This is a genomic window from Arcobacter sp. L (assembly GCF_000284235.1).
GTDB classification, from domain to species: domain Bacteria; phylum Campylobacterota; class Campylobacteria; order Campylobacterales; family Arcobacteraceae; genus Aliarcobacter; species Aliarcobacter defluvii.
The window spans coordinates 2,927,502-2,945,673 of sequence record NC_017192.1 but is presented as its reverse complement, the minus strand read 5'-3'; the positions used below and the strand labels follow the sequence as shown (position 1 = coordinate 2,945,673).

21 protein-coding genes are annotated in these 18,172 nt (G+C 26.1%); 7 read left to right on the top strand and 14 right to left on the bottom strand.

The window, feature by feature from the left end; translation table 11 throughout:
• Positions 1-227: 227 nt before the first annotated feature.
• Entirely contained in the window at positions 228-692 is a 465-nt protein-coding gene (ruvC, locus tag ABLL_RS14555; protein WP_014475547.1) for a crossover junction endodeoxyribonuclease RuvC, read from the top strand.
• 48 nt (positions 693-740) lie between these two features.
• Positions 741-1,319 carry a phosphoribosylglycinamide formyltransferase gene (locus ABLL_RS14550; protein WP_014475546.1) on the top strand — a complete coding sequence of 193 codons (579 nt, stop codon included), beginning with the start codon at positions 741-743 and terminating at the stop codon, positions 1,317-1,319.
• A 13-nt stretch (positions 1,320-1,332) separates the two neighbouring features.
• Here the strand turns inward: ABLL_RS14550 and ABLL_RS14545 are convergent, their stop codons facing one another.
• From ABLL_RS14545 to ABLL_RS14530, 4 genes are read right to left on the bottom strand one after another with little or no spacing between them, the layout of a single operon-like run.
• Positions 1,333-1,788 (bottom strand): hypothetical protein, encoded by a 456-nt coding sequence (locus ABLL_RS14545; RefSeq protein ID WP_014475545.1) that lies wholly within the window; start codon positions 1,786-1,788, stop codon positions 1,333-1,335.
• 56 nt (positions 1,789-1,844) lie between these two features.
• Positions 1,845-2,453, bottom strand: coding sequence for a trimeric intracellular cation channel family protein (locus ABLL_RS14540; protein WP_014475544.1), 609 nt, complete (start codon positions 2,451-2,453; stop codon positions 1,845-1,847).
• Positions 2,454-2,500: 47 nt separating this feature from the next.
• On the bottom strand, positions 2,501-3,418 hold the full coding sequence (locus ABLL_RS14535; protein ID WP_014475543.1) for a glutaminase: 918 nt from the start codon (positions 3,416-3,418) through the stop codon (positions 2,501-2,503).
• Positions 3,418-4,257: an FAD-dependent thymidylate synthase gene (locus ABLL_RS14530; RefSeq protein WP_014475542.1), complete on the bottom strand. Its 840-nt coding sequence runs from the start codon at positions 4,255-4,257 to the stop codon at positions 3,418-3,420. Before ABLL_RS14530 ends, ABLL_RS14535 begins: the two co-directional genes overlap by 1 nt.
• A 126-nt stretch (positions 4,258-4,383) precedes the next feature.
• Here ABLL_RS14530 and ABLL_RS14525 point away from each other — a divergent pair, with 126 nt between their 5' ends.
• The 3 genes from ABLL_RS14525 (at position 4,384) to ABLL_RS14515 (ending at position 7,637) form a co-directional block, all read left to right on the top strand.
• Complete coding sequence (locus ABLL_RS14525; protein WP_014475541.1) at positions 4,384-5,961, top strand: HD-GYP domain-containing protein; 1,578 nt, start codon at positions 4,384-4,386, stop codon at positions 5,959-5,961.
• 11 nt (positions 5,962-5,972) lie between these two features.
• A complete protein-coding gene (locus ABLL_RS14520; RefSeq protein ID WP_014475540.1) occupies positions 5,973-6,824 on the top strand; it encodes a helix-turn-helix transcriptional regulator in 852 nt (283 codons plus the stop codon).
• Positions 6,825-6,887: 63 nt separating this feature from the next.
• Positions 6,888-7,637, top strand: coding sequence for a class I SAM-dependent methyltransferase (locus tag ABLL_RS14515; protein WP_014475539.1), 750 nt, complete (start codon positions 6,888-6,890; stop codon positions 7,635-7,637).
• On the opposite strand, the gene ABLL_RS14510 is transcribed toward ABLL_RS14515, so the two are convergent.
• From ABLL_RS14510 to ABLL_RS14465, 10 genes are all read right to left on the bottom strand, one after another.
• On the bottom strand, positions 7,632-8,822 hold the full coding sequence (locus ABLL_RS14510) for an ArsS family sensor histidine kinase (protein WP_014475538.1): 1,191 nt from the start codon (positions 8,820-8,822) through the stop codon (positions 7,632-7,634). The two genes, ABLL_RS14515 and ABLL_RS14510, sit on opposite strands and share 6 nt — an antisense overlap.
• A gap of 1 nt (position 8,823) precedes the next feature.
• Positions 8,824-9,486, bottom strand: coding sequence for a response regulator transcription factor (locus tag ABLL_RS14505; RefSeq protein ID WP_014475537.1), 663 nt, complete (start codon positions 9,484-9,486; stop codon positions 8,824-8,826).
• Complete coding sequence (locus tag ABLL_RS14500; protein ID WP_014475536.1) at positions 9,479-9,868, bottom strand: hypothetical protein; 390 nt, start codon at positions 9,866-9,868, stop codon at positions 9,479-9,481. The genes ABLL_RS14505 and ABLL_RS14500 overlap by 8 nt, the downstream gene beginning before the upstream one ends.
• Positions 9,834-10,157 carry a cytochrome c gene (locus ABLL_RS14495; protein ID WP_014475535.1) on the bottom strand — a complete coding sequence of 108 codons (324 nt, stop codon included), beginning with the start codon at positions 10,155-10,157 and terminating at the stop codon, positions 9,834-9,836. Before ABLL_RS14495 ends, ABLL_RS14500 begins: the two co-directional genes overlap by 35 nt.
• Positions 10,158-10,176: 19 nt before the next feature.
• Complete coding sequence (locus tag ABLL_RS14490) at positions 10,177-10,950, bottom strand: cytochrome b/b6 domain-containing protein (RefSeq protein WP_014475534.1); 774 nt, start codon at positions 10,948-10,950, stop codon at positions 10,177-10,179.
• Between the two features lie 10 nt (positions 10,951-10,960).
• On the bottom strand, positions 10,961-11,473 hold the full coding sequence (locus tag ABLL_RS14485) for a diheme cytochrome c (RefSeq protein WP_014475533.1): 513 nt from the start codon (positions 11,471-11,473) through the stop codon (positions 10,961-10,963).
• Between the two features lie 10 nt (positions 11,474-11,483).
• On the bottom strand, positions 11,484-11,885 hold the full coding sequence (locus tag ABLL_RS14480; protein ID WP_014475532.1) for a DUF1924 domain-containing protein: 402 nt from the start codon (positions 11,883-11,885) through the stop codon (positions 11,484-11,486).
• Positions 11,886-11,974: 89 nt separating this feature from the next.
• A complete protein-coding gene (locus ABLL_RS14475) occupies positions 11,975-12,334 on the bottom strand; it encodes a diacylglycerol kinase (protein ID WP_014475531.1) in 360 nt (119 codons plus the stop codon).
• Complete coding sequence (locus ABLL_RS14470) at positions 12,312-13,025, bottom strand: phosphatase PAP2 family protein (RefSeq protein ID WP_014475530.1); 714 nt, start codon at positions 13,023-13,025, stop codon at positions 12,312-12,314. Before ABLL_RS14470 ends, ABLL_RS14475 begins: the two co-directional genes overlap by 23 nt.
• Positions 13,003-14,613: a phosphoethanolamine transferase gene (locus ABLL_RS14465; RefSeq protein WP_014475529.1), complete on the bottom strand. Its 1,611-nt coding sequence runs from the start codon at positions 14,611-14,613 to the stop codon at positions 13,003-13,005. Before ABLL_RS14465 ends, ABLL_RS14470 begins: the two co-directional genes overlap by 23 nt.
• A 192-nt stretch (positions 14,614-14,805) precedes the next feature.
• Between ABLL_RS14465 and typA the strand changes: the two genes are divergently transcribed.
• Together typA and ABLL_RS14455 are read left to right on the top strand one after the other, a co-directional pair.
• Positions 14,806-16,620, top strand: coding sequence for a translational GTPase TypA (gene typA / locus ABLL_RS14460; protein ID WP_014475528.1), 1,815 nt, complete (start codon positions 14,806-14,808; stop codon positions 16,618-16,620).
• A 187-nt stretch (positions 16,621-16,807) separates the two neighbouring features.
• Positions 16,808-18,172, top strand: a complete 1,365-nt coding sequence (locus ABLL_RS14455; RefSeq protein ID WP_014475527.1) for a circularly permuted type 2 ATP-grasp protein — start codon at positions 16,808-16,810, stop codon at positions 18,170-18,172.

Genomic DNA, 18,172 nt, shown 5'->3' with positions numbered 1-18,172 from the left:
CTATTTATAAACTCTTTAATTGTAATTACTAGATATTATATCTAAATTTTTTATAAAAGAGCTTCAAATAGTGCTAAAGTGCTTAAATTTATGGAAAAGATATAGTTGTACACATAGTGAATAAGTAGTGAATAATTTTTTTCTTTTAAGTAAAATTTTATTGTACAGAGTCGATTATATCGAATATGTAACTATGTGAATAAAAAATAAACAAAAAGAGTGAAAAGTTGAAAATATTAGGAATTGACCCAGGTACTAGAAACTGTGGATATGCAATTATTGAAAAGAATGGAAGAGAAATAAAACTTATAGAAGCAGGACTAATAAAAATAAAAACCAAAATCTTACAAGAGCAAATAGTGGAGATGACAGAAGGGTTTGATTTATTATTTCAAAAACATAAAATAGATGAAGTTTCTATTGAAGATATGTTTTATGCCTTTAATCCAAAAACGGTTATAAAACTAGCTCAATTTAGAGGAGCAATAAGTTTAAAAATTTTACAAGAGTTTGGAAATTTTGCTGAATATACTCCACTTCAAGTAAAACAAGCTGTTACAGGAAATGGAAAAGCTACAAAAGAGCAGGTTGCATTTATGGTAAAAAGACTTTTAGGTGTTAAAAAAGAGATTAAACCACTTGATATTACAGATGCAATTGCAATAGCTTTAACTCATGCCCAAAGATTGTAAACTAATTTTAGTTATAATCCAAACTTTAAAAAATTTAGGAAGAACTTGATGACAAAAATAGGAATCTTAGCCTCATATAATGGAAGTGGATTTGAAACTATTCAAAAAGCCATAGAAGATAAAATACTTAATGCAGAAGTTGTAGTTATAATCACAAATAATACAAATGCAGGAGTTATCGAAAAAGCTAAATTTTATAATATTCCATATTTTATTATAAATAATAAAATATGTCCTGAGCAAGATCTTGATGATAAAATTACTAAATTACTTTTAGAATTTGGCTGTGATTATGTATTTTTATCAGGTTTTATGAAAAAAATTGAATCAAAACTTTTAAAAGCATTTCCTAATAAAATTATAAATACTCATCCAGCTATTCTTCCATCAATTTATGGTGGAAAAGGAATGTATGGAAGATTTGTTCATGAAGCTGTTATTAAAAATGGTGAAAAGAAATCAGGTGTAACAATTCATTTTGTAAATGAAGTTTATGATGAAGGTGAAAAAATCTTAGTAAAAGAGCTTTTATTAGCTGAAAATGAAACAGTTGACAGTTTAGAAAATAGAATTAAAGAACTTGAAAAAGAGGCAATTGTAGAAGCATTTAAAAAACTATTGGCATAAAGCCAAATAGTTTTTATTTGAAAGTAGCAGCTAAATCTTCAGCTGTTTTGATATATTTTACATTAGTAATTTTAGAATTTTCTAAAGAGATAATTGTGATTTTATCTTCTTCAACAGGAAATAAAGCTTTATTATCTTCATCAATTAATAAAATTGGAAAACTATAATCTCTCATTTTAGGAAGTGCTATAAATTTAGAAATCAAACTTGGCATTCCTGTAATATCTGCAACATAAGCAATGTGATTATTTGCTAAATAGTCTTTATCTTTAGTATTTAAAAAGTTTTTTATAGTTGTACTTTCATCTTTAGAAGCAGAGAAAATAATAGTTTTAACATTTGAATCAACTACATGTTCTTTTTCAAATTGATCTTTTATTGTAAGTATAGGAAGATCATTCCCAACAGTTAAAGAATTAGCAAAAGCACTAAGTCCTAAAAAAATTGTAAGTAGTAATTTTTTTATCATTTTTTTCCTTTGGTATAAAAATTTGGAAATTCTATCTATAAAAAGTAAATGAATAGTTAAGAGAGTTTAGGTAAATGCCATTTTTTATAATATGCAAGTAATCTAAGAGCAACACCAAAAATAAAAACAATAGTAATTGTAAATAAACTTCTTAAATGTAATACTTCTAAAATAAACATAATAGATGCAATAATTAATGCAACTGTTGCGTAAAATTCAGAGATTAAAATAGATGGAACTCTATTTATTAAAATATCTCTTATTGTTCCTCCACCAACAGCAGTTAAAAAAGCAAGGATTAATGCACCTAAAAAATTAAATTCATTTTGAATAGCTACAATTGAACCAGTGATTGAAAAAGAGACTAAACCAATGGCATCTGAGATTATAAAAGTTGTTTTTCCTTCTAAATCATCAATTTTATGAAGTTTAAATAATAAAGCTATTAAAACAGTTGCAACAACAAGTATAACTGGAAGATTTGTAGTAAAAACATAAGGAGTTCTATCGGCTAATACATCTCGTATCATTCCGCCACCAAGAGCTGTTAAAAATGAAGAGATAAAAACACCTAAAATATCAAGTTTATAGTGAACAGCAATCAAAAAACCACTTAGTGCAAAACAAATGATTCCTATAATATCAGCAATTTCTAATGCACTCATAAATTCTCCAAAATTGATATAAATTTCGGGATTATACTCTTTTTGTGTTAAAAGATTGATAGGCCAGTTTTTGTAGTAAATAACTCTAGTGCTTTAGTTCCAATAAGTGAATTTCCTTGGGCATTTAATCTTGGTGAATAAACACAAATTGCCATTTTTTTAGGAACAATGGCAACAATTCCGCCACCAACTCCACTTTTTCCAGGAAGACCAACTTTATATGCAAAATCACCACTTGCATCATAGTGTCCACAAGTGAGCATTAAAGAATTAATTCTTTTTGCTTTTGATTCAGTAATTATTATTTCATTTGTTATAGGATTTTCACCATGATTTGCTAAAAAAAGCATTGATTTAGCAAGTTGAGCTGGACTCATCATAATAGAGCATTGTTTAAAATAAGTTTTTATTACATCATCAATTTTATTGTGAATATTTCCAAAACTTTTTATCATATTTATAAGTGCATAATTTCTAAATCCATGCTCTAATTCAGAGTGAAAAATTTCTCCATCAAAATTTATTGTTTCATCATTTGCAACAGTTCTTATAAATTCTAAAATTTGATTGAACGTATCATCTTTATAAATAGAAACTAAACTATCAGCTGTAACTATTGCACCAGCATTTATAAATGGATTTCTAGGTATTCCATTTTCATATTCAAGTTGAACTAAAGAGTTAAATGGATTTCCAGAAGGTTCATGACCAACTCTTTTATATAACTCTTTTCCATAATAGTTTAAAGCCATTGTGAAAGTGAAAACTTTTGAGATACTTTGAATAGAAAACTTTTTATTTATTTCTCCAATTCCAAATGATGTTCCGTCAAACATTTGAAGTGAAATTGAAAATTGATTAGGATTTACATTAGCAAGAGCTGGGATATAATCAGCAACTTTACCTTCACCAAAAAGAGGTAAGATTTCTCTTTCTATTTCTTCTAAAATTGCCTGATAATTCATCACTCTCCTAATAGTTCTTTCATTGCCTCTGCTGTTTTTCTAATTTCCCATTGAGCATGAGAATCAAGTCTTAATTTGAAATAATTTTCAAGTTGAGTTGGTTGGAAACCTCCCCAAATTTGAGAATAACCAGCTTGTGGAATTATTCTTCTTGCTTCTTGTGGTTTTACACCATCTTCTAAAGCTTTATAATAGTGTTCTAAACAAATATCTAAAATCTGTTCAGTTGTTCCACCTTCACTTGTTACATCTTTCATTTTTTCTGATATATAAAATTCAAAAGGAACTCTTTTTCCACTTACATATCTTCTACTTAATTCTTGCCAATTTACTCTATGTCTTACCATTTGGCTTCTTGTTGGAAAATCAACTTTGAATAAAAATACTTTGAAATGTTCTTTGATAATATTACACTCTTCAGGTGTGTTATAAGTGGTTCTAATATCAAAACTATATGCTTTTGGATTATTTTCAAAATCGTAAACTAAAGCTCTATAATTTGTAAGAAGATATTTTCCATCACAAATCATTTCACCAAATTTTTTTGTATTAGAATATTCAAGTGCTAAAATCTCTTTATGTTTTTCATTTGTTGGGTCAAGTAACACTGGAACAAACTCAAATGAAGAAGAAGGAAGACCTTGAGATTCAGCCATAAGTCTATTGTATAAAGATTCACTTCCTAAAGCTTTAGGTGATTGGTAACAAATAGAAGCAACTTGTGTAATAGCTAAGATTCTATTTTCTTCATTTAGATTTGCTTTTGAAAAATCCCAATTTTCCACAAATGCAATATCATCTCCAAAAATATTCTCTTTTTTATTTATTAGTTGAATCATTTTATACCTTTTTTCTTAATTGGTTGAATTATACAAAAAAAACTATTTGAATTTATTAAGTGAGAAGTTATGAATATTATTTTTGATATTATATTGCAATTATTCTATTGGGAATTGGTGGAAAAAATGAATATAAAAAAAATTATAAAAATAAGTTTTATAATAATGTTATTTGTAATTTTAGCTATTGGAATCATAAATACTATAATTATCTATCAAATAAGAGAGAATAATTCAACAAAAGAGTTAATTACTAATTTGGTATCAATGCAAGAAAAAATGAATGAATTATTAAAGGATACTACTTTAGTAAATTCACTTGATGAGTTAGAATCTAAAAAAGCAGACTTCATAAAATATGAATTAGAATTTGAAGCTATTGAAAAAACTTTTAGTTTAAAAGACGAGAATGATTTTGTAGATTTTTTTATTTCGGATATTCATAAAGATAGTGTTATCTCTTCAAAGTTACATTTACTTTATGAGAGTGAAAAACAAATTGAAGAGGCATTTGATACTATCTATGAATTAGAAAAAGAAAAAATCAATTTAAAAAATCAATTTGATAGAGATTATCCAATTGAAAATACGTATAGAAAAAATTTGGATTTAAAAATTCAAGAATTAAAAGATTTTGAATTATATAGATTATTTAGTGAAATAAAATATTATAGTAAAGAGACACTTTATCAATATAAAAATCAAATTACTTTAGATAAATGGCTTAACAAAATAGAGTTATTTAAAGAAAAATATAATAATCAAGAGATAGAAGAATATCAACAAATAGTTACTAAAGTAGGAAATTATGTTGTTTCTTTGAAAGATATAGAAGATAAAGAAAATAGTTTACGAAGTAAAATTTATAATGTAATTAACCAAAATAAAATCTATAGTTCGGAAATTGAGAAGAAAATAGTAGAGTTATCTACAAATTTTATAAATCATACCTATTTTACGATTTTACTTTTGATTTTAGTAATAATCATTTTTATAATAGTGTTAGGTTATAAAGTTTACAAAAATGTAGGTTTATCTGTTGATGAAATTGAAACAAAAGTACAAGAGGGTTTAGAAGAGATAAAAAATCTAAATCATGAAATAGAAAAAACTCAAAAAGAAGTAGTTTTTACAATGGGTGCTATTGGAGAAAGTAGAAGTAAAGAGACGGGAAATCATGTAAAAAGAGTTGCAGAATACTCAAAACTTTTAGCTCTTTATTATGGTTTAAATGAAAAAGAAGCAGAAATGTTAAAACAAGCAAGTCCAATGCATGATATAGGAAAAGTTGCAATTCCAGATGCCGTGTTAAATAAACCTGGTCGTTTTGATGAGAGTGAACGAGAAATCATGAATACTCACGCAGCTTTAGGTTATGAAATGCTAAAACATTCAAATAGACCACTTTTAAAAATGGCCGCAGTTGTAGCAAATGAACACCATGAAAAATGGGATGGAAGTGGATATCCAAGAGGCTTAAGTGGTGAAAATATTCATATTTATGGAAGAATCACTGCACTCGCAGATGTTTTTGATGCTTTAGGAAGCCATAGGGTTTATAAAAAAGCTTGGGATGATGAAAGAATTTTTAATCTTTTTAAAGAAGAGAGAGGAAAACATTTTGACCCAAAACTTGTGGATATTTTCTTTGAACATTTAGATAAATTTTTAAAAATTAGAGAGACTTTTAAAGATAAGTTTTAAAAAGATTTATTATGACTTATATTGTTCCAAACTATTTTATAGAAAAAAATGATAGTAGAATTATCGATTTAGAAGAGATTTATTGCGTAAATTATATTACAAAATATCGAGAAGATTTTTTATCGATTAGAAATACAATGCACGCAGTTATGATTCCTTTGACTGGTCAAAAAATTATAACTACAAAAGAGCAAAAATTAGATATAAACTCTTCAAATATCTGTTTTTTGTATCAAAACAACTACTTTTTAAGTAAAAGAGTAAATGAAAATTTAAAATACAAATCAATAGTTTTGTTTTTTAGTGATAAGTTTGTATTGGATTTTATAAAAAAATATAAAATAAAGATTGATAAAAAGTCTGAAACTGAACTTTTTAATTTTGATTATTCAAAGTTTGAAGAGTTAAAAATAGCTATAAAATCTTTTGAAAACTATTTGGAAAAGGATTTTTCAAAAGAGCTCTTAAAACTAAAAATAGAGGAGTTATTTCTTTTAGTTTTACAAAAAGATGAAAAGAGTTTGATTCAATTTTTTAACAAAATTATAAATACTACAAAAGATAGAATCAAATATATTTTAGAATCAAATCTTGATTTTGTAAATAATTTTGAAGATATTTGCAGTTTAACTAGACAAAGTCCTGCAAAAATTAGAAAATATTTTAAAGATGAATTTAATACAACCCCAAAACTTTGGATAAATGAAAAAAGATTGGAAAAAGCAACTTTGTTATTGAAAACAACAGATGAAACAATCTCTCAAATTGCAACTTCATGCGGATATTCAAGTGTATCTTGGTTTATTTTAGAGTTTAAAAAAAGATATAACTTAACACCAAGAGATTACAGATATAAAATATAACTTTTCTTATACTTTTAATTTTTCAAAAAATATAAAATTTCTTAAAATAAAAAGGAATTAATTATGAATGGAAATATTTGGAATGCAGGTGATTATTCACAAAAAGCAAGTTTTGTTTCAAATTTGGCTTTTTCTTTAGTTGATATTTTAGCTGTGAAAAAAGATGAAAAGATTTTGGATTTAGGTTGTGGAGAGGGAACTTTAGCAATAAAAATACAAAATCAAGGTGCAAATGTAATCGGAATTGATTTAAGTGAAGAGATGGTTTTAAAAGCAAAAGAAAAAGGTATAAATTCTCATATTATGAGTGTTACGGATTTAAAATTTGAAGATGAGAGTTTTGATAAAGTTTTTTCAAATGCAGTATTACATTGGGTAAAAGATTTAGATAAAAGTGCAAAAGAAATAGCTAGAGTTTTGAAAAAGAATGGAAAATTTGTAGCTGAATTTGGTGGTTATGAAAATATAAAATCTTTATGTGAAGCTATGAGTGAAGTTTTTTTTAAACATAAAGATTTTGGAGAGTTTAATAATCCTTGGAACTTTATAAGTGATATTGAATATAAAAAAATATTAGAAAAAAATGGCTTTGAAATTGAATCAATAGAGTTGATAAATAGACCAACAAAAATTGAAGATATAAAAGTTTGGTTGGATATTTTTGCAAATGGAATAACTAAAAATTTGACAACAAAACAAAAAGAGATTTTTAAAGAAGAAGTTGAAAAGATTTTAAAAAATAAAATTTATTCAAAAGAGTTTGGTTGGCTTGCTGATTATGTAAGATTAAGAGTTGTTGCAAATAAATTATAAAACAATTTTAAAAATATTAAATTCATTTTCATAAGAGTAGAGTAGTTGGAAATTGTGTCTATCAAGGATTTTTTTTACAATACTAAGTCCTAAACCAAAGCCATCTCGTTGACTTAATTCTTGCGTAAAAGGTTTTAGATAGTATTCAAACTCTTTAGAGAGTTGTTTTCCTTTATTTGAAATAGAGATTTCATTTTTATTTACTTTTATGATTATTGGAAATGAAATAGCATATTTTAAAGCATTATCAATTAAGTTTTTTAGAGCTATTGAAAGATAATATAAATCAGCATCTATTTTAAAATCTTCATTTATCTCAATTTCTATTTTTGATTCATCTTCTAAATATAGTTTTCCTAGAGATTCTAAAACTAAAGTTTCTGCACTAAATGTTGATATATTTAATTTTGTAAGATTTAGCTTTTCAAGCTCAATTAGTTCATTTGTTAAGATTTCTAAATCCAAGAAGATTTTTTTGAGTAACTCTTTTTGTGAAAAATCATCTATTTTTTCTATAGCAAATTTTCCTTTTGCTATTGGCGTTCTTAGTTCATGACCTATATCTCTTAGAAGTTCTTCTCTTGTTTTTATTGAGTTTTCAAGTGAACTTGCCATACTATTAAAAGTTTTTGCTAATGTTCCTATTTCATCTTTTGAGTTTATATTTATTCTTGTTGATAAATCACCATTTGCAAAATTTGTTATCTCTTTAGTGATAGTTTTTAAAGGAGTCAATAGTTTTATAATATATAAAAAGATAAGAAAAAGTGCGAAAATATCTAAAAATACAAGAAGATTTAAAATAGTTTTGTCATTTAGATTTTGTTCATCGGGAGTTTTTAAAATATACTCTTCATCAAGATATTTTATTTTTATAATAAATTCATCTGCAAAAGATCTTTTTAGAATAATAATATGTCCAAAAGTATAGTTTTGTTCATAAATAATCTCTTCATTTGAATCTTTAAAATCTTTTAAAAGTTCAAGTTGATTTTTCTCAAAAACAGAATTTATGTAGTTTTTGTTTTCAATATTTCTAAAAATATCTTCTATTACTTTTAGGTATTTTTCTTTAACTAAATTATCCATTCTTTTTGAATTTATAGTATCAATCCAAGAACCAATAATAGTCATCAAAATAAGACTTATAACAAATAAAAAAGATATTTTTTTTAATATTGACATTTTAACCTACAAATTTGTAACCAATACCCCAAACAGATTTGATATATTTAGGATTTTTTGAATCATCACCAATTTTATATCTTATGTTTGAAATATGCATATCAATTGTTCTATTTTTTGTATTAATATCAAGTGTTGTTGCATTTAAAATCTGTTCTCTTGAAGAGATTTTATTTTGATTTTCAACTAAAAATAAAAAAATCTCAAATTCAATTTTTGTAAAATCAATAGCATAATCATCCATAAAAACAGTACGATTTTCTTTATCAATTACAAAATCACCAACACTCATAGTTTTATTAAAACTTTTTTTCAAAATATGTTCTATTCTTAAAACCAATTCTCTGGGTTCATAGGGTTTTGCAAGGTAATCATCAGCTCCAAGTTCAAAACCATGGATTTTATTTCCTATATCACCACGCGCACTTGAGATAATAATAGGAACATCTTTTATTTGTTTTAATTTTTTGAATAAATCAAAACCATCCATTTCTGGAAGCATCAGATCAAGAATTATGATTGAATAATCGTTTTCTTTAAAATTCTCAATTGCATCTTTTGGTTGGTCAAATGCAATACAATCAAAACCATAATCTTTTAAATATTCGATTATAAATTTTTGCATTTGTAAATCATCTTCGATTAATAAAACTTTTTTATTCAATTTCCCATTCCTCCAAATAGTCTGCAAACTCTTTTTTCTGTTTCTTATCTAAGATTTCATGTATTTTTTTTATTCTTTTAACTTCTAGTTTTGCTGCTTTTGTTCTTAAATCCATAATAATCTTATAATATAACTCTTCATTAAAATTATCAGCTTCTATAATATCTTCTAAAATATCTTCTTGTTCATCTTTATATTCATAAAAATCTTTATAATCTTTTTTTAAATCAAGTAAAGCTTTTTTAATAGCTTTCACTTGGGAATCATTTAAATCTAAATAATCAAGATTTTTATAAGAGTGTTTATATTTATGTTTATCATCATCTGCATTTAAAACAAAAAACAGACTACTTAAAATCAGAAATATCTTTAATATTTTCATTTTCAATTAATCCTTTTTCGATATCTGTATGACATGCTTTACAGTTTGAGATACTTTTTACTTTTGGATTCTCAAAAATCTCTTTTGGAATATCTTTGTGTTTTCTTTTCCAATAATCTGTTTGGCTTAAAGCTATTATATCTTTATTTCCAATTGAATTTAAAAAATTCCAACTAGCTTGCATAGTAGAAGTTTCTGCACTATTTTTTACTAAGAAAGCTAAAATTTCTTTATTTGTTTCATCATCAACTGAAGCATCATCTCCAAAATGATTTTCTAAATCACCCATGATTAATTCCCATGATTTTTTAGGCAAAAGATTGGGTGGGATAAAGAGTATGGCAACTTCCACACTCGGTTACAAAAACTTCATTTTGTGTTTTATAATCTATTGGTTCAAATTTTGAAGCAATAAAAACATTTTTTGGTTCAATTAGATTGAATACCAAAAATCCAATAAAAACTATAAACATCAAAAGAGCAAAAAGTTTTTGAAAAATATTTAGTTTTATATTTTCACTCTCATTTGTCATTTTATAACCTGTAACAATTGAGTTTAAAGTTTGATGTTTTTTATGTAAAAATCTATCTACCATCACACCACTTACGTGAGCAACAATTAAAGCAATAAGAATATTTGCTAAAACTTCATGAATCTCTTTAAATAGTTTCATATCTTTAAAAAGAGAATCATTTAAAAATGATACTAAGCCTTTTCCTTCTTGTACTCCAAAAGCTAAAACACCTGTAAATATTGTTAAAAATACAACTACAAGCATAGCTATCATTACATAAGAAGCAAGTGGATTGTGACCTAAATATTTTTGATTTTCTTCAAAGATATTATTTAAAAATTCTTTTACATTTTTTTTACCAGTTGGAAAATCTTTAAATTTTGAATATTTAGGACCAAATAATCCCCAAAATACTCTAAAAACTAATAAAATAAAGATTGAATATCCAATTACAGCGTGATAATTCAGTAATTTATCATCATCTGTTAAAAAAGCTAACAATATAAAAACTGCAAACAAAGAGTGAAAAACTCTTGTTGGCAGTGACCAAATATATGATTTTTCCATGATTTATCCTTTAATCATCTTCCCATCTACCAAAATTTGGGATTTTTATATCTCTTTCACTATATATTCCTTTATCTGCTGTTGTATGACAAGCTATACAATTAAACAGACCTTTTACTTCTTTTTGAGTAATTAAATCTTTTCTAATTTCTCTATGTTTTTTTACCATATAAGGTGTAGTAGAAATAGAATCAGGTATTTGATTTGGACTTAAACTAGAAACAATTCTATTACTTCTTTTATATTGCATATTTTTTTCTGCACTATTATCATTTAAATATTTTGATAAAGTTTTGAAAGTTTCATCATCAAGTGATGCATCAGTATTGAAGTGATTTTCTAAATTTGACATCATTTTATTCCATGCATTACTTGGAAGTAATCCTGGTTGATATGGAAAATGACAACTTCCACACTCTTTTATATATAAGTCATTTTTAACAGGTGCCACATCTGGCATTGATGAATAACCTTCTGCAAACAAAGCATTTATCATTAAACTTAAAAAAATTAGATATTTCATATTTTATCCTTTATTGATTTATGATGTATGTAGTTACATCACCTTTTTCAAGAGCTGTTCCTTCACGATTGTAAACATCATTGAAGTTTCTTTTCATCCATTTTTCAATAGTTTTTATATCAGTAAATCTTTCTTTATTCGCTTTTGGAGAAAGTGGTTCTATTACTTTAGTAGTAAAAATATTTTCACCAGCTTTTTGTAGATTTGCTCCATGACAAGTTGTACATGAAATCTCTTTGCCTTTTTTCCCTATATGTTTTGATGTAAAAATCTCTTCCCCTCTTTTCGCATCAAAATCTTTAAAAGATGGATTTTCTTTAAGAACTTCCTGTTTTAATGAATTTAAATAATCATCAACAGTTGCACTAAAACTTAAACTGGCAACTAAAGCTGAGATAATTAAAGCTTTCATAATTCCTCCTAATATTTTATATTATTAGAAGTTTAGAATAATAGTTTAAATTTTTATTGTTAAGTTAATTGACAATTTCTTGACAAAGTTTAAAAAATGTCTATTAAAATAATCACCCAAGTAACAACAAAAATAAAAATACTTAAAAATACGATTGCACTACCAACATCTTTTGCTCGTCCTGCCATATCGTGATGTTCTAAAGTTACTAAATCAACAACCCGTTCAATAGCACTATTTGTTGTTTCTGCTAAAATCATTCCCATTAAAGTTATAAATAATAGAGCTTTATTTGTCAAAGTTGTATCTATAAAAATAATAACAGGAAGTAAAACTAAAGTTATAATCAATTCAATTTTAAATGAGCTTTCTGTTTTTATTAAATCAACTAAACCTTTTAAAGCATAAGATGTGTTTTTAAAAAAATTATATTTTGGTTGGTTTCTCAAAAGTTCGCCTTTGTTGTTTGAATGAAATGAATTTTACTATTATTAATATTATAAGCCAAGCCAAAAGCATGGTGATTATAGTATGACTTAAAAAATGGTCACCTAAAAGCATTTTATAGTTTCCCATTGACCACGCAAGAATTAACACACTAATTAAAGCAATTTTTTGATTTCTTGGTTTTTTAAATAAAAAGAAAATTGACATTAAAGCAAAACCACCACTTGCATGACCTGCAGGCCAACATTTTACTTTAGATTTTTGTACAAAACCTTCTGGATAAGAATCAAAAACTTTTTTTTCTGGATATGTTCCACCAAATTTTACAATATTACAAGGACAAGGAGTATTTGTAAAGGCTTTCAAACTTCCAATAATACTTGGAATAAAAATAGATGAAAGTAAAACTATTAATAAACCCTTTTTATACTCTTGAACTATTTGCTTTTTTCTAAAAAATAGTAAAGCAATTAATATTAGAACATTAAAAAGAATAATTGCTTTTTTTAATCCATCATATAAAAAGAATCTTAATATAGGTTCATTTTTATCTATAAACCAATCTTTTGTATTAAAATCATAAAAAAATGATTGTACATAAATATCAAGATTTGTAAATTGAAATAAACAAAGTACAGCTATTAATAAAATAGCTGTTATGAAAATTTGTTTATTCAGGTTTTCTTGAATCATTTAAAATATCCATATCTTTTTTATAAACATCTGTTCCAACTTCAAAAAGTCCTAAAAGAGTGTGAAATAAATTATCTTGAGAAAAACTTTTATTTTTATAAGAATTTAGTTTCTCAATATCATAATCTTCTCTCATTTCTCCTCCTAACCATAAAACAGAAGCAATATGTTTTTGTTCATCAGGTGCTAGCATATATGGCATTCCATGTAGATAAAAACCATTTTCTCCTAAACTTTCTCCATGGTCACTCATATAAAGCATTGCAGTTTCATAATCATTTGAGTAAGGTTTTAAGAAATTAATTACTTTTGATAAGAAATAATCAGTATATAAAATCGCATTATCATAAGCATTACTTACTTCTTCTTGTGTACACTCTTCAAGTTGATTTGTTTTACAAACAGGAGTGAATTTTTCAAACTCTTTTGGGTATCTTTTATAATAAGCAGGTCCGTGATTTCCCATTTGATGAAGAACAATTAATATATCTTTATCTTTATGATTTTTGATATATTCATCAAGCCCTACAAGCATTCCTTCATCTCTACACTCATCATCACAAATAGTATTTGTTTGTGCTGTCCTATAATCTTCAAAATCAACTCTTAAAGCAACACCTTTTGAATCAGAGTTATTATCTCTCCATAAAATGTCTATATCATTTGTATGTTTTAAAACATCTAGTGCATTTTGTGTTGAAATTCCTTTTTTATAATCATAATCAGCTTTATCAAATATAGAAAACATACAAGGAACAGATTGAGCAGTTGAAGTTCCACAAGAGTACATATTAGAAAAATTTATTACATCTTCTTGTTTTAATAATGGATTAGTCTCTTTTTTATAACCATTTAAAGAGAATCTATCTGCACGAGCTGCTTCTCCTACAACCATGATAATTAACTCTTTTTTCTCTTTATCTGTATATTCTTGGATAATTTTTGCATCTTTACCTATTTCTTTTACAACAATTGGACCACTATTTACTGATTTATTTACATAGTTTCCAATACTATAAATCCAGTATATTGGGTTTACATGATATCTTAGAGGTTTATGTTCTCTAAAAAAAGATGTATAAAATTTACTAAAACTAAATAAAATAATCAGAATAATAGAGATAGATAAAATAATAGTTTTTAATTTTGCAAATAATTCTTGTCTAAAAGGTTTGTATTCAATTTTAAGTTTATAGATAAAATAACTTGGAAAAATAGCAAGAAAAACTACATATAAAACAAGTTTTAAACTAAATAAATCTGATGATTCACTTAAATTAGTTTGTAAACTATTTCTAATCATTTCATCATCAATAATCACATGATATGTATCCATAAAATAAGCTGCAAATGCAGAAATAATAATTGTAATTAATAATAAGGGTTTAGTAGTATATTTTGAACTAAATATTGTAAAAAACAGTGTTAAAAAACTAACTAATAAAAGAGCTGTAGATAAAATATAAATACTATTTAATCCACTGAAACTATAAGTTTTTATTACATTTGTAAAAAATGAGTAATTATAAAATAATGTAAAAAATATTGAACTAAATATGATTAATTTATATTGTGAAGATATTTTCAAGAAATTCCTTTTAGATGATTAAATTTAACGGTAGTTTATACTTTAAAAATTAATAATAGATGAATAGAATATGAATTTTTATTCATATTCTATTCATCTATTATATTATAAAAAATGTTTTCTTTTTGTAATGAATATAGGAATATAAGTAAAAATTTAGTATAATCGCGAAAATTTATATAAAGAGAATCAATGAGAGACATTAGAAATATCGCAGTAATAGCGCACGTTGACCACGGTAAAACAACACTTGTAGATGAGTTATTAAAACAATCAGGAACTTTTTCTTCACATCAAAATGTAGATGAAAGAGTAATGGATAGCAATGCTATCGAAAAAGAAAGAGGGATTACAATCCTTTCTAAAAATACAGCAATTGATTATGAAGGTGTAAGAATTAACATCATTGACACTCCAGGACACGCCGATTTTGGTGGAGAAGTTGAGAGGGTTTTAAAAATGGTTGATTCTGTTTTATTACTTGTTGATGCCCAAGAAGGAGTAATGCCTCAAACAAAATTCGTTGTTAAAAAAGCATTATCTTTAGGACATAGACCAATCGTTGTTGTAAATAAAATTGACAAACCAGCAGCAGAACCTGAAAGAGTTGTTGATGAGGTATTTGACTTATTTGCTCAAATGGATGCAAATGAAGATCAATTAGAATTCCCAGTTATTTATGCAGCTGCTAGAGATGGTTATGCAAGATATGATGCAAATGATGGAAATATGGATTTAAAACCATTATTTGAAACTATTTTAAAAGAAGTTCCAAAACCTCAAGGTGCTGATGAAAATGGATTACAACTTCAAGTATTTACTTTAGATTATGATAACTTCATTGGAAAAATTGGAATCGCTAGAATTTTTAATGGAACAATTTCTCAAGGTGAAACAGTTATGCTTTGTAAAGCAGATGGAGAAAAAGTAAAAGGAAGAGTTTCTAAACTTATTGGATTTAAAGGTTTAGAAAGAATTGATATTAAAACTGCTGGTGCAGGTGATATTTGTGCGGTTGCTGGATTTGAAACTATTGATGTAGGTGATTCATTATGTGATCCAGTTAATCCAATGCCATTAGACCCAATGCATATTGAAGAACCAACACTTTCTGTTACATTTGCAGTTAATGATTCTCCATTAGCAGGAACTGAAGGTAAATTTGTTACTTCAAATAAAATTGATGAGAGATTAAAAGCTGAAATGAACACTAACATTGCTATGGGATATGAGCAAATTGGTGAAGGTAAATTTAAAGTTAACGGAAGAGGTGAGCTTCAAATCACTATTTTAGCTGAAAATATGAGAAGAGAAGGTTTTGAGTTCTGTATTGGAAGACCTGAAGTTATTATTAGAGAAGAAAATGGTGTAAAAATGGAGCCATTTGAGCACTTAGTAATTGATACTCCTGATGAATTTTCAGGTGCAATTATTGAAAAACTTGGAAAAAGAAAAGCTACTATGACTAACATGGTACCAATGGGTGAAGGTTACACAAGACTTGAATTTGAAATTCCAGCAAGAGGATTAATTGGTATTAGAACAGAGTTCTTAACTGAAACAAAAGGTGAGGGTGTTATGAATCACTCATTCTTAGAGTTTAGACCATATTCTGGAACAGTTGAATCTAGAAAATATGGAGCATTAGTATCTATGGAAAATGGAGAAGCTTTAGGTTATTCAATTTTCAACTTACAAGATAGAGGAGTAATGTTTATTAAACCTCAAGATAAAGTATATGTTGGTATGGTAATTGGTCAACATGCAAAAGATAACGATTTAGATGTTAATCCAATTAAAGGAAAAGCACAATCAAACGTTAGATCTTCTGGTGCTGATGAAGCTATTAAATTAGTTCCACCAAGAACAATGTCTTTAGAAAATGCTTTAGAGTGGATTGAAGATGATGAATTAGTTGAAGTAACACCTTTATCTGTAAGAGTAAGAAAAAGAGAATTAGATCCAACTGTAAGAAAAAGAAGTGCGAAAAAAGAAAAATTTGCATAATTTTTAATAGAATTATAAAAATCTAATCAAAAAGGGGAAGATGTATAATCTTCCCCTTTTTTTATAGTTTATAAACTATTCATACTAAAATGTATATTTAATAAACAGAGAAAAATAGAAAGAAAGTAATTATTTAGTAATTTTTCAGATAATAAAGACTAGAATTTATTAGTTTAGGAGGTGTAAATTGCTAGATATAAAAAATGAGACGAATGAACTATTTTGGGAAATATTTTCAAAACAAGATAGATTAAAAATTGATGAATTCCAAAAGTATATGGATAAATTTGCAGTTAATTTCAATCTTTATAAAGATGGAAATTTTATTGAAAGATCACTTCCTTTTGATGTTATTCCAAGAATAATAGATTCAAAAGAGTTTGATAAAATGGATAAAGGTTTATCTCAACGAATAAAGGCTTTAAATCTTTTTTTAGAAGATTTATATACAGATAAAAAAATAGTAAAAGATGGAATTATTCCAGAAGAATTTATTTTTCAGGCAAAAGGTTATTTAAAAGAGCTTGAAGGTTTCTCTCCAAATAAAAAAATCAGAACACATATAAATGGTATAGATTTAGTAAAAGATACAGTAACAGATGATTGGGTTATTTTAGAAGATAATTTAAGAGTTCCAAGTGGTGCTAGTTATCCTTTGTCTGTTCGAGATACTTATAGAAAAATTTATCCAGATTTTTTTGAAAAACTAAAAATAAAACCTATAAAAGGTTATCCATCAATTTTAGAAGAAGCAATGAATTATGTTAGTTGTGGAGGAATAAACGTAGTTTTAACTCCAGGTAGATTTAATTCAGCTTATTATGAACATGCCTATTTAGCTAAAAAAATAGGTGCACAACTTGTAAGAAATGATGAAGTTATAGTTAAAAATAAGAATTTATATTTTAAAAATTATAATGGTCAATTAATTAAAGTGGGTGCAGTTTATAGAAGATTAGATGATGAATTTTTAGACCCAAAATTCTTTAATGAAGAAAGTCTTATTGGAGTTCCAGGCATAATGGAAGCATACTTAGCTGGAAATGTGGCAATTATGAATGCACCGGGAAATGGTATTGCTGATGATAAAGGTATTTACTATTTTGTTCCAAAAATGATTAAATATTATTTAGGTGAAGAACCAATTTTACATAATGCTCCAACTTATTTACCATATTTTGAAGATGATAAAAAGTATGTATTTGAAAATATGCATAAATTAGTTATTAAAGATGTTGCAGAAGCTGGTGGTTATGGAGTTATGTTTGGACATGCTATGTCAAAAATTCAATTAGAAGATTTGAAAACTATTATAAATGCAAATCCAAGAAGATTTATAGCTCAAGAGTTAATAGAGTTTTATGATGAAGAGTGTTATATAAATGATGAAATTGTTCCAAGAAAAGCTGATTTTAGAGCTTATGTAGTTATGTCAGATGAACCAAAAGTTTGGCAATGTGGATTAACACGATATGCAATGGAAGCAGGTAATTATTTAGTAAATTCATCTCAAGGTGGTGGATTTAAAGATACTTGGGTAATGGAGGCTTAA